Below are 14,719 nucleotides of genomic sequence, written 5' to 3'. Positions count from 1 at the left end.
GTCCCCAGGCTTTCCACAGGGTTATCCACAGCCGGGGAAAACTCAGAAGATCTGTGGATAACCTCTGCCACGTTGACGCCGGTGTGACCGGTGACGGCTATCCGTTCGATCGCTCACACCCCCGTCTTCCTGCGAAAATGCAGGTCAGCGGGGGCACCTGCGCAGGTTCTCCACAGGTTGCGCGAGATCCACCACATGCTGTGGACAACTGACCGAGCGCGACTCGATCAGGACCGCCGGAGACCGCCGTGGGCCTCGGGGAACCGCCAGGGGCGGTCTGCCGGCCATCGGGCGGCCGCCTCAACCGGCGGCGCGGCCTCGGCCGACCGCCTCGCTCAGCCGGTGAGCTGAAGCGTCCGGATCCACACCATCGCCACGATGGCGATCAGCACCAGGGCACAGGTCCCCCGCTGCACCAGCGCCCGCTTCTCACGGGGCGCGTGCACCATCCCGTACGCCACCACCGTGCCCGCGACCAGGCCGCCGACATGGGCCTGCCAGGCGATTCCGGACCAGGTGAAGGTGAAGAGCAGGTTCAGCGCCAGCAGCGCGATGACCGGCCGCATGTCGTAGTTCAGCCGGCGCATCAGCACGGCGGTGGCGCCGAGCAGGCCGAAGATCGCACCGGATGCGCCCAACGACGGCTGGTTCTGCGCGGCGAGGAGATACGACAGCGCGCTGCCGCCCAGGCCCGACAGCAGATAGAGCACGATGAAGCGGGCGCGGCCGAGCGCGGCCTCCAGCGGTCCGCCGATCCACCACAGCGAGAGCATGTTGAAGGCGATGTGCATCAGCTGTTGGTGGAGGAAGACCGAGGTCACCAACCGCCACCACTGGCCCTCGGCGACACCGACGATCTGCCCCGCGCCGGGGTCGTAGGCCCGGCCGACCAGGTCGAGGTCGTTCACCAGCCGGTCACCCGCGGACAGTGCCGCGAGCCAGATCGCGATGTTGACGGCGAGCAGGATCTTGGTGATCAGCCGGGGGTCCGAGGTGATCGTGCCGCCGGCCACGGTCCGCGGCCGGGCGGCGCGCGGCGGAGGCCCTGCGGCGGAGGCCCCGGAGCCGGTGGACACCCGTCCGCTCACGCACTCGGGGCAGTGGAACCCCACAGAGGCACTGATCATGCACTCGGGGCAGATCGGGCGCTCACAGCGAGTACAGCTGATGCCGGTCTCCCGCTGTGGATGCCGATAGCAGCAGACCGCCTGGTCCTCCATGGTGTCCCCTCGCCCCCTCGTCCACTTCCGATCGCGCGTTCCCCGCCCCGCTTGTTCACACGGACAAGCGGGGCGTGAAAGTTCCCCGCGCGGGCTCAGCCCTCGCGGGTCTCCACGACGACCGACTCGATGACGACGTCCTGGAGCGGACGGTCGGTGCGCGGGTTGGTCGCGGTGCCCGCGATCGCGTCGACGACCTTCTTGCTGGCCTCGTCGGCGACCTCACCGAAGATGGTGTGCTTACCGGTCAGCCACGCGGTCGGGGCGACCGTGATGAAGAACTGCGAGCCGTTGGTGCCCGGCCCAGCGTTGGCCATCGCCAGCAGGTACGGCTTGTTGAAGGCCAGGTCCGGGTGGAACTCGTCACCGAACTCATAGCCGGGGCCACCGGTTCCGTTACCCAGCGGGTCGCCGCCCTGGATCATGAAACCGCTGATCACCCGGTGGAAGACGGTGCCGTCGTAGAGCTTCTCCTTGGCCTTCTGGCCGGTGGCCGGGTGGGTCCACTCGCGGCTGCCTTCGGCCAGCTCCACAAAGTTCTTGACCGTCTTGGGGGCGTGGTTCGGCAGCAGCCGGACCACGATGTCGCCATTGTTCGTCTTCAGGGTGGCGTAAAGCTGCTCGGCCACGATCAACCTTCCATCGTTTTCACTTCCGTCTCCTGATCCTCGCACGGACCCAAGGGCGACGAGTAGCCGCGGAGGCGGCGCCGGGCGCGCCGATCCGCACGGTTTCAACGAGAATTCTCCGTATGACCCGGATGCCCGACCACACATGCTGGGTGTGGGGCAAATCGGGCATGATCTCCATGAACAGGCATGATCTTTCTTGGGATGGAAACACGAAACTGCGCAAATAGACCGCACAACGAGAGCGCACGACTCTGAACCCCGGAGCTTGACCACGCCACCGAGGAGGAGGATCCCGTGACCCGCATTGACAGCGTGCGAGCCGCGACCGGCACCGCCAAGGGCGGCGTCCTGCACGCCGCGGAGGCGGTGGCGCCCTACGCCGGCACGGCCAAGGACACCGCAGCGCATTATGCGCACGAAGCCCGCGAACTGCTGGCGCCGAAGGTTTCGAACGCGGCACACCAGGCCCGGTGCACGGCCGGTGCGCAATACCACGCGCATATCGCGCCACGGCTCAGCCAGGCCCGCGGCACCCTGCCACCGAAGGTGGACGCGGCCGCCACTCGGGCCGCCAAGCGCACCCGTAAGGCGGCACGCCAGGCTGCCCGCTACACCGGACCGCGAGTGGAGCAGGCGGTGGCCGGGGTGCGCGCCGCCGCCGGACCGGCGCGCGAGGAGGCGGCCGTCCGCACGTCCGCGGCCATCGCGGCGCTGCGCACCCATGTGACAGCCGCGGAGATCGAGAAGCTGGCCAGGAAGCACCGCCGCCGGTCCCGCACCGCGCGTGTCGCCAAACGGACGGCCTTCATCGGGCTGGTCGGCGCGGGCGTCTTCGCCGCGTGGAAGTGGTGGGACAAGCAGGCCAACCCCGACTGGCTGGTCGAGCCCCCGGCGGCGACCGAGGTGGGCGACCGCGAGCGGCTCTCGGCGGTGGACGGCAGCGAGCAGGGTGCCCTCGACCCCGAGGTGCAGGCCAAGCAGGCGGAGGCCGAGGCCCGCAGGGACGACGAGCGCTGAACGGCGGCGCCGCCGGAGCACACGGCGCCGCGCCGACGCCCGGCGCCCCCGGCGCCGTCCGGTCGGCGCGGGCCCTCCCCGAGGGGCGGGAGATCCGGTGATCTCCCGCCCCTCGCCCGTCCCCGGCACCGGCCCGTTCATTCCGTGGGCTCCTCCCCCCGGTAACGCCGCTGCCGTCGCTCCAGGAAGATCTCGGTGAAGACCGAGACCTTGGCCCGCAGCGCCCAGGGGTCGAAGGGCTTGGCCATGTAGTCCACCGCACCGGCCGCGTACCCCCGCGAGGAGTGCTCCGGATCGGCGCCCATCGCGGTGAGGAAGATGATCGGGATGTCGCGGTTACGGGGGCGCCGCTTGATATGGGCCGCCGTCTCGTAGCCGTCCATCTCGGGCATCTGCACATCCAGCAGGATCACCGCGAAGTCGTCGTGGTCGAGCAGCGCCTTGAGGGCTTCCTGTCCGGAGGTCGCGGTCACCAGCTCCTGGTCGAGGGTGGCCAGCACGGCCTCCATGGCCAGCAGATTGTTCTGCTGGTCGTCCACCACGAGGATCTTCGGCCGCAGCCCGGTGCACCGCTTGGCCGCCGCGGGCCCCTCCGGATCCCCGGCCCCCTCATCCGGCTGTGGCACCTCGACCGGTCGCTGGGACTCCACCATGGCCAGCTGCCGCTCCAGGACCAGGCAGCGCTCCTCGGCCAGCCGCCCCCGCAGCCGCACCTCCTCCAGCTCATCGGTGAGCCGCCGCACCTCCTGCCGGAGCAGATCCCGCTCCTTGATCAGCTCTTCCCGGTCCGGGAGATCCCGCTCCAACGCGTCCGCGCGGGCACGCTCCGTCGCCCAGGCCGCCTCGGCCTGGTTCAGCCGGACCTCGAGATCGGCGATGCGGTGCTTGCGGTCCAGCAGCGCCTCGCCCAGCGCGTCCTGGTGCGCCATGGACACCCGCGCGTCCCGGTCGGCGTCGGCCAGCTGGATCTGAAGGATCTCCATGGCGTGACCGGGGGAGCGGCTGGTGCGCACCGCGGCCCGGTGCAGTTCCCGCACCAGCTCGATGGCGGCGGGAGTGGCGGCGACGCCCCGCTGCGCCGCGAGATCGGTGAACAGATCGAAGACGAACTCCCACGGCGGAATGCGGGTGCCGTTCAAAAACCGCGAGATGGTGCTCGGGTCCCGGTGTCTGCGCACCGCGTATCTGCGCACCGAGATCTTCAGCCCGAGGAACAGCTTCCTCAGCTCCACAGCGAACGCCCGGCACTCCTCGGGCAGGTTCTCGCCCAGCGGATGCAGATCACCCATCGTGTCCCCCTGTACGGCGTCCCGCGCCGATCAGACGACTCCCGGGCGGTCCGCCCGAGTTGTGGGGAACACCCTGGAGCATCCCGCGGGTGTTGCGCGGGGCAATGGCAGGAGTGGCAACACCGCTGTCAGGGGCGAAACAAACCAGCCAGGACATCGATCATGATGTCCTGGCTGGTGACGGAGGTGGAGCCTAGGAGAGTCGAACTCCTGACATCCGCCATGCAAAGACGGCGCTCTACCAACTGAGCTAAGGCCCCGTCGCCGATCAGGATACCCGGTACCGACCGCCTTTCCCGACCGGGTATCGCTCGCACGTAGTGCTCTACGTAGGATGCCACGCAAGATTCGCGGCAGCGAAGCGAAGGGGAGAGCGAGATGGACGCAACGCAGCAGGATGCCACCGCGCGTGCACGGGAGCTTCAGCGCAGCTGGTACGGGGAACCGCTGGGGGCGCTCTTTCGCCGTCTCATCGATGATCTCGGCCTGAACCAGGCCCGCCTCGCCGCCGTCCTCGGTCTGTCCGCACCGATGCTCTCGCAGCTCATGAGCGGCCAGCGCGCCAAGATCGGCAACCCCGCCGTCGTCCAGCGGGTGCAGGCGTTGCAGGAGCTGTCCAGTCAGGCGGCGGACGGCAGGGTCAGCGCCGCCGAGGCCGCCGAGCGCATGGAGGAGATCAAGAAGTCCGCGGGCGGCTCGGTCCTCAACTCCACCCAGACCACGGCGAGCACGGGCGCCCCGACCGTGCGGCGAGTGGTGCGCGAGATCCAGTCGCTGCTGCGGTCCGTGGCCGCCGCCGGGGACATCATCGATGCCGCCGACTCCCTCGCCCCCACCCACCCCGAGCTGGCAGAGTTTCTCCGTGTGTACGGCGCCGGGCGGACCGCCGAGGCGGTCGCCCACTACGAGGCGCACCAGAGCTGACGGGCTGAACTGCTGACGAGTCGATGACGGGGCGGGCACGGCGCGATGGGTGAGATCTTCGCGGGCCGGTACGAGCTGGTGGACCCGATCGGGCGCGGGGGCGTGGGCGCCGTATGGCGCGTCTGGGACCACCGCCGCCGCCGATACGTGGCAGCGAAGGTGCTCCAGCAACGCGACGCCCATACGCTGCTGCGCTTCGTCCGGGAACAGGCCCTGCGGATCGATCATCCCCATGTGCTGGCACCGGCCAGCTGGGCGGCCGACGACGACAAGGTGCTGTTCACCATGGATCTGGTGGGCGGCGGTTCGTTCGCCCATCTCATCGGCGACTACGGCCCGCTGCCGCCCCGTTATGTGTGCACACTGCTCGATCAGCTGCTCTCCGGACTGGCGGCGGTGCACGCCGAGGGTGTGGTGCACCGGGACATCAAGCCCGCGAACATCCTGCTGGAAGCCACCGGAACCGGGCGACCCCATGTCCGGCTGTCCGACTTCGGCATCGCGCTGACCAAGGGCGAGCCGCGCCTCACCGAGGCCAACTACGTGATGGGCACGCCCGGTTACTTCGCGCCCGAGCAGATGATGGGCGACGATCCGGACTTCCCGGCGGATCTGTTCGCCGTCGGGCTGGTGGCGCTCTATCTGCTCAACGGACACAAGCCGGACGCGGAGGCACTGGTCAAGCTCTTCGAGCAGGGGGTGCCGAACGCGCCGACCGGGGTGCCCGAACCGCTGTGGCAGGTGGTCGCGGGTCTGCTGCAACCGGACCCCGAGGACCGGTTCCGCACCGCCACCGGGGCGCGGAAGGCGCTGGCGACGGCGGTCGAACTGCTGCCCGAGGGAGATCTGGACGACGAGGCCATCGAGGTCTTCGACCAGCTCGGACCGCTGCCCGCCGGTTTCGGCCCCAACGGCCCGACCCGGCCCGGCCGCCGCCATGCGAAGGCGGACCCGCCCCAGGAGAGCGGTGCGGCGCCGCACCGGTCCCAGCCCACCGCCGAGGCGGCGCCTCCCCAGCCGGCCACCCCGCAGCCCTCCATGTCCGACACCGGGAGCTTCACCCTCCCACCGCCGCTTCCCCGGAACGACCAGCCGCGGACACCGCCCGCCGAGGCCCCCTCCGGCCCGGCTCCACACGCCTGGGCTCCACACGCCTGGACTCCGTCCGCTGAAACCCCGCACGCCCAACCCCCACAAGCCCAACCCCCACAAGCGCAGACGCCGGGCCAGATACCGCCGAGCCAGACACCACCAGGCCAAACGCGGTCGGCACAGACACCGCCCCGGACCCCACCGCCCCAGCCCACGGGCCCGCCGACACCGACACCCCCGCCACCGGCCGCCCGGCCCGCGACGCCGCCCCCGCCGGTCCAGCAGCCCTCGCTGCCGCACCCGCCGACCCCCTCGACCGCGGCCCCGCTCCCATCGGCTCCACAGCCGCCCGTGCACCACCAGCACCACGCACCACAGCCCCCACATTCCGTACAGCCGGTGCAGCCCGTGCACCCGCATACGCCCACCCCCGCTTCCGCTCCGACCGCGGCACCCACGCCGACTCCGACACCCACGCCGACTCCGACACCGACGCCGCCCCCGCGTGACTTTCCTTCTACTCGTCCATACACCGCCCAGCGGTCGCAGGTTCCCCCCGCGACCCGGCGGCGCCCCGGACCGTCCCGGAAGACCGCGGTGGCGATCTTGATCGTCGCGGCGCTGTGCTTCGCCGTCGGCGCCTGGGCGCTGGTGGCCGCGGGCTGACCGCCGACTGACGTCGGCCAACCACCGTCCCCGCAAGCCGTCGGAACGCCCTGGAACGCCCCGGAGCCGTCGGAATGCCCCGGAAGCCCCCAGGAGCTCCGTCCCCAGACCCGACTACCAGGCCGGCGGCGGCCCGTACCCCCGCGCCGAGGCCCGGCGCCGGGCGGTCAGCTTCCACGCGCCGAGCCCGAGCACCAGGGCCGTCCCGGTGCCGATCCCCGCGTATCCCACCATCCGCAGCAGAGCCTTGTCCGAATCGTCGGCAGGCACCCCCATCTGATCGTCCTCCGCGACGACCTGATGCTGTTTCGCCACACGCCGGTCGGCCGCCGTGAGGCCGAACCCCGCCTCGACAGGGTCCTTGTCATAGGTGGGACCGCCGTGCGCGGCGCCCGCGATCCGCACCCGCAGGACGACCTGCACCGAGCTGTTCAGATGCGGGGCCACCTGCGGCGGATTGAGGGTGACCGCCAAGAAGTACCCACCGCTGAAGCTCATCGCGCGCACCGCGGAGCCGGTGTTCGCATACCGGTTTTCGTAGGCCACCGGCTCGGTGACCACCTCGGTGCGGGGCGGTTCGCCGTCCTGCGCGGCCGGAGTGCCCCGCTCGGCCAGCCCGCGCGCCGGGTTGTAGGCGTGCATCGCCAGCGCGCGGTCGAGGAGACGGGTGCTCTGATCCTGGCCGTCGGCGGACAGTTCGGCGACGGCGGAGAGGCGCTGCCCCCAGTCGACGGGCACCCGGTAGTAGTGCGTCTCCCCTGGCGCGATCTCGTCCCTCCACACCCCCGTCCCCAGGGTCGGCGCGTCGGTGAAGCCGCGACCGCCGCGTTTCGGCCAGGCGGTGCCGTCCGGCGGCTCGGGCGAGGACGTGCCCGAACTCCCCTCCGGAGCCTCCGGAGTGGCCCCGGTGGCCCCGGTGGCCCCGTCCTTCACCGGCGGCTCCACCATCAGCCGCAGCTCCACGGGCCAGCGCTCCTGGTCCTGTGAGCCGGCCTGACGCTCCACCGTCGCCACAAAGCGCCCCGCCTGGTGGCAGGAGGCCGGGCCGGAGTCGATCTGGCGGGAGGCGTAGTCGGCCAGGGGATAGGCGACGCCACTTGTCTCGATCTTCGGGGCGGCGGTGCCGCAGACGGCTCCGTCGGGGCTCTCCAGCGTCACCTTCACGCCGTCCCGGTACGAGGTCACGCCCGCCCCCGGCCGGGGCGCCGCGACCGCCGAGACATAGGCGGTGGACTGCGTGTCGAGCGTCACACCGTAGTAGCGCTTCTCGCCCGGCCCGAGGCTGTCGACGTAGGTGCGGCCGGCCGCCAGGGACGGGGCGTCCGTGCCCCCGTCGGCGCCGCGTATCCGGGTGCCGCGGGTCTCGTACGCCTGGGCCCCGGCGGCGCCCTCAGCGAGGGACGTCCCCTGTGCCGCGGCCACCACGCACAGCGCCGCCACCGCGGCGAGGCCGGCCCTGACCGTGCGGCGGTCCTTCATCGCGCGTCACTCCTCGTCGTACCGGCCGGTCGGCCCGTTCAACTTTGCCTGTGCAAGCCATCCGTTTGCGAGAGTGAAACACGTAGGCCCCCGGTCAGCCCGCCCCCGACGCCCCCGACGCCCCCGTCTCTTCCCCCGCCACGGCGCCAGTAAAGCCGACGGGGCCCCGACCGCTCCAGCGGTCGGGGCCCCGTACCGGGACTGTCGTGGGGGCTCACACACCCGTACCTGCGGGCACGGAGTCGGTCGCCTCCGTCCACAGATCCTGCTCGGCGCGATCCGCCTGGATCTGGCGGTACACGAGGAGCCCGCCGATGGCGGCCAGTGCGACCAGGAGAAGCTTCTTCACCGCGCTACCTCGTCTCTTTCTTGACGTAGGGGACCTCTGGCGCCCGATGATACACACCGACCGATACCGATCGGTGACCTATGACCGGCATTGACCGGACGAGAAACCGGGCAGGAACCGGGGGCCAACTCCCGGCCCCCATACGACATCAGCCTGGCCGGAGAGGATCTCCGTCCAGGCTGATCGCGTCGGTGGGGCTAACAGGACTTGAACCTGTGGCCTCTTCCTTATCAGGGAAGCGCTCTAACCGTCTGAGCTATAGCCCCGCGCTGCACCGAAAGATTAGCGCACCACCTGCCCTGTCCCAAAATCGGTAACGGCGGGCCGCTACTCGTCCTCGGCCAGGGTCAGCTCTACCCCGCCCACGAAGCCCGCCGACAGGTTGTAGATGAAGGCCCCGAGCGTGGCCAACGCGGTCGCCAGCACCACATTGATCACGGCGATGATCCCGGTGAATCCCAGGACACGCGGCAGCGACAGGAAGGACTGGAGGTCGAATCCGGAGCCGTTCTGCGACTCCGTCGCATCGCTGATGGTGTCGCCCACCGCGCTGAAGACGCCCATGGCGTCCATGACCATCCACAGCACCGCCACCGCGATCAGGGTGCAGATCCCCAGCGCGATCGCGAGCAGGAAGCTGACCTTCATGACCGACCACGGATCGACCTTGGCGACCCGCAGCCGCGCCTTACGGGTGCGCGGCGCCGGACGGGCCCCCGCGGGCGTACGGGGGCGGCGGACGGCCGTGGCGGCCTGCTGCTGCCCCGTCTGGGCGCCCTGGGCCGACTGCCCCGGCACCGAGGAGCCGCCGCGCCCGGCCCCGCCGCCCGGCGGTGGGGCGTAGGCCTGCGGCGGGTGGTACGGCTGCGCCGGCTGGGAGGGAGCGGGACGCTCGCTGGGAAGCGGGCTGGAGTACTGGGGCTTGGGCTGCGGATCGCGCTGCGGCCGGAGCTTCCGGGTCTCCGTCACCGCGGCGGACTCCCCGGCCGGGCCACGGGCGCCTTCCCCGGCGGTGGTACCGCCCGCCGAAGTCGGGGCTCCCGATCCGGGACGCCCTCCGGCGTCCGCACCGCCGCCCGCGGCACCCGTGGCTCCACTCACGACTTACTCCTCGGTCTCGTCGGCCGGGGGCGGTGTGCCCTCGGCCGCCTCGGACGCGGCCCCCTCGGCTGGCACGCTTCCGGTCTCGGATTCCTCCTCGACCTCCTCAGCCTCACGACCGGCCTCGGCGTTCCGGGCGATGCCGACGACGGCATCGCGCTTGCCCAGGTTGATCAGTTGGACGCCCATGGTGTCACGGCCCGTCTCCCTGACCTCATTGACCCGTGTACGAATCACGCCACCGCTGAGCGTGATGGCGAGGATCTCATCGGTCTCCTCGACCACCAGCGCCCCGACCAGGGAACCACGGTCTTCGACGATCTTCGCGGCCTTGATTCCGAGGCCGCCGCGTCCCTGCACGCGGTACTCGTCGACATTGGTCCGCTTCGCGTACCCGCCGTCGGTGGCGGTGAAGACGAACGTACCGGGCCGGACCACGTTCATCGACAGGAGCTCGTCGCCCTCGCGGAAGCTCATGCCCTTCACACCGGAGGTCGCGCGCCCCATTGGCCGCAGCGACTCGTCCGTCGCCGTGAACCGGATCGACTGCGCCTTCTTGCTGATCAGCAGCAGATCGTCGGCGGCGGACACCAGCTCGGCACCGATGAGTTCGTCCTCGCGCCCGTCCTCCATCTCCCGGAGGTTGATCGCGATCACACCGCCCGAGCGGGGCGAGTCGTAGTCCTTCAGCGGAGTCTTCTTCACCAGGCCGGACTTGGTGGCCAGCACCAGATACGGCACCGCCTCGTAGTCCCGGATCGCCAGGATCCGCGCGATCCGCTCATCCGGCTGGAACGCCAGCAGGTTCGCGACATGCTGGCCGCGCGCCTCCCGGCCCGCGTCCGGCAGCTCGTACGCCTTCGCCCGGTAGACCCGGCCCTTGTTGGTGAAGAACAGCAGCCAGTGGTGGGTGGTGGAGACGAAGAAGTGCTCGACGATGTCGTCCTGCTTCAGCTTCGTCCCGCGCACGCCCTTGCCGCCGCGCTTCTGCGAGCGGTAGTCCTCGGTCTTGGTGCGCTTCAGATAGCCGCCACGCGTGATCGTGACGACGATGTCCTCCTCGGCGATCAGGTCCTCGATGGACATGTCGCCGTCGAAGGGGACCAGCTTGGTGCGCCGGTCGTCGCCGTACTTCTCGACGATCGCGGTCAGCTCCTCGCTGATGATCTGCCGCTGCCGCTCGGGCGAGGCCAGGATCGCGTTGTACTCGTCGATCTTGGCCTGCAGCTCGTCGTGCTCCTGGACGATCTTCTGACGCTCCAGGGCGGCCAGCCGCCGCAGCTGCATCTCGAGGATCGCGTTCGCCTGGATCTCGTCGATCTCCAGCAGGCCCATCAGGCCCTCGCGCGCGGTCTCCACCGTGTCGCTGCGCCGGATCAGCGCGATGACCTCGTCGATCGCGTCCAGTGCCTTGAGCAGACCGCGCAGGATGTGCGCCCGCTCCTCGGCCTTGCGCAGCCGGAAGCGGGTCCGGCGGACGATGACCTCGATCTGGTGCGTGACCCAGTTGCGGATGAACGCGTCCAGCGAGAGGGTGCGCGGCACACCGTCGACCAGCGCCAGCATGTTGGCGCCGAAGTTGGTCTGCAGATCGGTGTGCTTGTAGAGGTTGTTGAGGACGACCTTGGCGACCGAGTCCCGCTTGAGCACGATGACCAGGCGCTGTCCGGTGCGCGAGGAGGTCTCGTCGCGGACGTCCGCGATGCCGCCGATCTTGCCGTCCTTCACCAGGTCGGCGATCTTCTGCGCGAGGTTGTCCGGGTTCACCTGGTACGGCAGCTCGGTGACCACCAGGCACTGCCGGCCCTGGATCTCCTCGACCTCCACCACCGCGCGCATCGTGATCGAGCCGCGCCCGGTGCGGTACGCCTCCTCGATGCCCTTACGGCCGACGACCAGCGCACCGGTCGGGAAGTCGGGGCCCTTGATCCGGTCGATCAGGGCGTCGAGCAGCTCCTCCTGGGTCGCCTGCGGGTTGGCCAGGAACCACTGGGCGCCCTCGGCGACCTCGCGCAGGTTGTGCGGCGGGATGTTGGTGGCCATACCGACCGCGATCCCCGCCGAGCCGTTGACCAGCAGGTTCGGGATGCGCGACGGCAGAACCGTCGGCTCCTGGTTACGGCCGTCGTAGTTGTCCTGGAAATCGACGGTCTCCTCGTCGATGTCCCGGAGCATCTCCATGGCCAGCGGGGCCATCTTGCACTCGGTGTACCGCATGGCCGCCGCGGGGTCGTTGCCCGGGGAGCCGAAGTTGCCGTTGGAGTCGACCAGCGGCATCCGCATGGACCACGGCTGGGCCAGCCGCACCAGCGCGTCGTAGATCGACGAGTCGCCGTGCGGGTGGTAGGTGCCCATGACGTCGCCGACGACGCGGGCGCACTTGTAGAAGCCCTTCTCGGGGCGGTACCCGCCGTCGTACATCGCGTACAGCACCCGCCGGTGCACCGGCTTGAGGCCGTCCCGGACGTCGGGCAGCGCACGGCTCACGATCACGCTCATCGCGTAATCGAGGTACGAGCGCTGCATCTCCGTCTCGAGGCCGACCGCCTCCACGCGCAGGGCGGCGCCTTCGGCGAGCTCGTCGGGGGTCAGTTCATCGGGTGTGTTCGGGGTGTTCTCGTCGGCCATTGCTGGTCAAAGTCCTTGTCGTGATCTGCGGCTGGGGGCCGACTCAGATGTCGAGGAAGCGGACATCCTTGGCGTTGCGCTGGATGAACGAGCGCCGTGCCTCGACGTCCTCGCCCATCAGGACCGAGAACAGGTCGTCGGCCTGCGCCGCGTCGTCCAGGGTGACCTGGCCCAGGACGCGGTGGTCGGGGTCCATGGTGGTCACCCGGAGCTCTTCGGCGTTCATCTCGCCCAGACCCTTGAAGCGCTGGACCGAGTCGTCCTTGATGCGCTTGCCCTGTTCCCGGCCGGCCTGGATCAGCGCGTCCCGCTCCCGGTCCGAGTACGCGTACTCGAAGTCGTCCCGGCCCCACTTGATCTTGTAGAGCGGCGGACGGGACAGGAAGACGTGCCCCGCCTCGACCAGCGGGCGCATGAAGCGGAAGAGGAAGGTCAGCAGCAGGGTATTGATGTGCTGGCCGTCGACATCGGCGTCCGCCATCAGAATGATCTTGTGATAGCGGAGTTTGGCGATGTCGAAGTCCTCGTGCACACCGGTACCGAAGGCGGAGATCAGCGCCTGGACCTCGTTGTTCTGGAGGATCTTGTCGACGCGGGCCTTCTCGACGTTGAGGATCTTGCCGCGGATCGGGAGGATCGCCTGGTACTGCGGGTTACGGCCGGACTTGGCCGAGCCGCCGGCGGAGTCACCCTCGACGATGAAGATCTCGCACTTCGACGGGTCATTGGACTGGCAGTCGCTCAGCTTGCCCGGCAGCGACGCCGTCTCCAGCAGCCCCTTGCGGCGGGTCAGATCGCGCGCCTTACGGGCCGCGACCCGGGCCGTCGCCGCCTGGATCCCCTTGCGGACGATGTCCGCCGCCTCATTGGGGTTGCGGTCCAGCCAGTCGGCGAGATGCTCGTTGACGATCTTCTGGACGAAGGTTTTGGCCTCCGTGTTGCCCAGCTTGGTCTTGGTCTGGCCCTCGAACTGCGGCTCGCCGAGCTTCACCGAGATGATCGCGGTCAGGCCCTCGCGGATGTCCTCACCGGTGAGGTTGTCGTCGCGCTCCCGGAGCAGCTTCTTGTCGCGCGCGTACTTGTTGATCAGATACGTCAGCGCGGCGCGGAAGCCCTCCTCGTGAGTACCGCCCTCATGGGTGTGGATGGTGTTCGCGAAGCTGTAGACACCCTCGGTGTACTGGGCGTTCCACTGCATCGCGACCTCGAGGGAGAGCATCCGCTCCTTGTCCTCGGCCTCGAAGCCGATCACCGTGGGGTGGACCAGCTCGCCCTTGCGGGAGTTGAGGTAGGTGACGAAGTCGACGATGCCGCCCTCGTAGTGGTACTTCACGGAGAGCGGCTTGCCCTCCTCGTCCACGTGGGCCTCGCGCTCGTCGGTCAGCGAGATGGTCAGTCCCTTGTTGAGGAACGCCATCTCCTGGAACCGCCGGGCCAGCGTCTCGAAGGAGTACTCGGTGGTCTCGAAGATGTCCGGGTCGGCCCAGAAGGTGACCGTGGTGCCGGTCTCGGTGATCGCCTCGTTCTTGGCCAGCGGCGCGGTGGGGGTGCCCAGCTTGTAGTCCTGGGTCCAGCGGAAGCCGTCCCGCTTGACCTCGACCGCCACCTTCGACGAGAGCGCGTTGACGACCGAGACACCGACGCCGTGCAGACCACCGGAGACGGCGTAGCCGCCGCCGCCGAACTTGCCGCCCGCGTGCAGCACGGTCAGCACGACCTCGACGGCGGGCTTCTTCTCCACGGGGTGCAGGTCCACCGGGATGCCACGGCCGTTGTCGACGACGCGGACGCCGCCGTCGGGCAGGATCGTCACCTCGATGGTGTCCGCGTGACCGGCCAGGGCCTCGTCGACGGAGTTGTCGACGACCTCGTAGACGAGGTGGTGCAGGCCGCGCTCACCGGTGGAACCGATGTACATACCGGGTCGCTTGCGGACCGCGTCCAGCCCCTCCAGGACGGTGATCGCACTGGCGTCGTACGACGGCGGAGCCAGAGCCTCGCCGTCGGAGGTGGTGGACGGAATGTTTTCGATGGGGTTGCCGGAATCGGCCACGAAGCGCCCTTTCTGGCACAGCACAAGCCATCTCCGGGCAGGCGGGAGCGGCTGCGTCGTTCAACATGTGTCCGCAAGCGCTCGGTGCGCCAGCGGCGACGGTGTACGGCCCCAGTCTACCGGTAGCGCCGACAAGAATGGGGGCTTGCTGGCGCCTGAGTCCGCATGTGCCGCCCTGAACCGGCCGCCACCGACTCCCCATATGCGGGGACGGGCTCCAAGAGGCTCACACCGCCACTCAGCGCTTCGAGCTGTCAACCACCGGCTAC

At 69.8% G+C, this 14,719-nt stretch carries 11 protein-coding genes and 2 tRNA genes; 3 read left to right on the top strand and 10 right to left on the bottom strand.

What is annotated here, in order from left to right:
- Window positions 1-335 precede the first annotated feature (335 nt).
- Window positions 336-1,220 (bottom strand): rhomboid family intramembrane serine protease, encoded by an 885-nt coding sequence (locus N6H00_RS20530; protein ID WP_268973254.1) that lies wholly within the window; start codon window positions 1,218-1,220, stop codon window positions 336-338.
- 95 nt (window positions 1,221-1,315) lie between these two features.
- Window positions 1,316-1,849, bottom strand: a complete 534-nt coding sequence (locus tag N6H00_RS20525; protein WP_268973253.1) for a peptidylprolyl isomerase — start codon at window positions 1,847-1,849, stop codon at window positions 1,316-1,318.
- Window positions 1,850-2,146: 297 nt separating this feature from the next.
- Here N6H00_RS20525 and N6H00_RS20520 point away from each other — a divergent pair, with 297 nt between their 5' ends.
- Entirely contained in the window at window positions 2,147-2,869 is a 723-nt protein-coding gene (locus N6H00_RS20520; RefSeq protein ID WP_268973252.1) for a DUF5324 family protein, read from the top strand.
- Between the two features lie 137 nt (window positions 2,870-3,006).
- Here N6H00_RS20520 and N6H00_RS20515 read toward each other — a convergent pair whose 3' ends face one another.
- Window positions 3,007-4,158: a response regulator gene (locus N6H00_RS20515; RefSeq protein ID WP_268973251.1), complete on the bottom strand. Its 1,152-nt coding sequence runs from the start codon at window positions 4,156-4,158 to the stop codon at window positions 3,007-3,009.
- A 187-nt stretch (window positions 4,159-4,345) separates the two neighbouring features.
- Window positions 4,346-4,418: transfer RNA gene (locus N6H00_RS20510), tRNA-Ala, on the bottom strand.
- Window positions 4,419-4,536: 118 nt separating this feature from the next.
- Here N6H00_RS20510 and N6H00_RS20505 point away from each other — a divergent pair.
- Window positions 4,537-5,082, top strand: a complete 546-nt coding sequence (locus tag N6H00_RS20505) for a helix-turn-helix domain-containing protein (protein WP_037954566.1) — start codon at window positions 4,537-4,539, stop codon at window positions 5,080-5,082.
- Window positions 5,083-5,127: 45 nt separating this feature from the next.
- Window positions 5,128-6,840: a serine/threonine-protein kinase gene (locus tag N6H00_RS20500; RefSeq protein ID WP_268973250.1), complete on the top strand. Its 1,713-nt coding sequence runs from the start codon at window positions 5,128-5,130 to the stop codon at window positions 6,838-6,840.
- A 114-nt stretch (window positions 6,841-6,954) separates the two neighbouring features.
- Here N6H00_RS20500 and N6H00_RS20495 read toward each other — a convergent pair whose 3' ends face one another.
- From N6H00_RS20495 to gyrB, 6 genes are all read right to left on the bottom strand, one after another.
- Window positions 6,955-8,319 carry a hypothetical protein gene (locus tag N6H00_RS20495; protein ID WP_268973249.1) on the bottom strand — a complete coding sequence of 455 codons (1,365 nt, stop codon included), beginning with the start codon at window positions 8,317-8,319 and terminating at the stop codon, window positions 6,955-6,957.
- Between the two features lie 214 nt (window positions 8,320-8,533).
- On the bottom strand, window positions 8,534-8,668 hold the full coding sequence (locus N6H00_RS20490) for a DLW-39 family protein (protein ID WP_219852833.1): 135 nt from the start codon (window positions 8,666-8,668) through the stop codon (window positions 8,534-8,536).
- Between the two features lie 192 nt (window positions 8,669-8,860).
- A tRNA-Ile gene (locus N6H00_RS20485) sits at window positions 8,861-8,934 on the bottom strand.
- 61 nt (window positions 8,935-8,995) lie between these two features.
- The gene (locus N6H00_RS20480) at window positions 8,996-9,769 is read right to left on the bottom strand and encodes a DUF3566 domain-containing protein (protein ID WP_268973248.1); all 774 of its coding nucleotides are present in this window, start codon (window positions 9,767-9,769) and stop codon (window positions 8,996-8,998) included.
- A gap of 3 nt (window positions 9,770-9,772) precedes the next feature.
- Entirely contained in the window at window positions 9,773-12,397 is a 2,625-nt protein-coding gene (gene gyrA, locus N6H00_RS20475; RefSeq protein ID WP_268973247.1) for a DNA gyrase subunit A, read from the bottom strand.
- A gap of 43 nt (window positions 12,398-12,440) precedes the next feature.
- Complete coding sequence (gene gyrB, locus N6H00_RS20470) at window positions 12,441-14,474, bottom strand: DNA topoisomerase (ATP-hydrolyzing) subunit B (RefSeq protein ID WP_311036611.1); 2,034 nt, start codon at window positions 14,472-14,474, stop codon at window positions 12,441-12,443.
- Between the last annotated feature and the right edge of the window lie 245 nt (window positions 14,475-14,719).

The sequence above is a fragment of the Streptomyces sp. S465 genome (assembly GCF_026898115.1).
In the GTDB taxonomy this organism is placed as follows: Bacteria; Actinomycetota; Actinomycetes; order Streptomycetales; family Streptomycetaceae; genus Streptomyces; species Streptomyces luomodiensis.
Note: the sequence above shows the minus strand (reverse complement) of the source record. Positions and strands in the feature narration are given on the sequence as shown.

Excerpts from the sequence above, each read along its gene's own strand:
- N6H00_RS20530 (WP_268973254.1), bottom strand. The coding sequence starts at position 1,220 with ATGGAGGACCAGGCGGTCTGCTGCTATCGGCATCCACAGCGGGAGACC.
- N6H00_RS20515 (WP_268973251.1), bottom strand. The coding sequence starts at position 4,158 with ATGGGTGATCTGCATCCGCTGGGCGAGAACCTGCCCGAGGAGTGCCGG.
- N6H00_RS20505 (WP_037954566.1), top strand. The coding sequence starts at position 4,537 with ATGGACGCAACGCAGCAGGATGCCACCGCGCGTGCACGGGAGCTTCAG.
- N6H00_RS20500 (WP_268973250.1), top strand. The coding sequence starts at position 5,128 with ATGGGTGAGATCTTCGCGGGCCGGTACGAGCTGGTGGACCCGATCGGG.
- N6H00_RS20495 (WP_268973249.1), bottom strand. The coding sequence starts at position 8,319 with ATGAAGGACCGCCGCACGGTCAGGGCCGGCCTCGCCGCGGTGGCGGCG.
- gyrA (WP_268973247.1), bottom strand. The coding sequence starts at position 12,397 with ATGGCCGACGAGAACACCCCGAACACACCCGATGAACTGACCCCCGAC.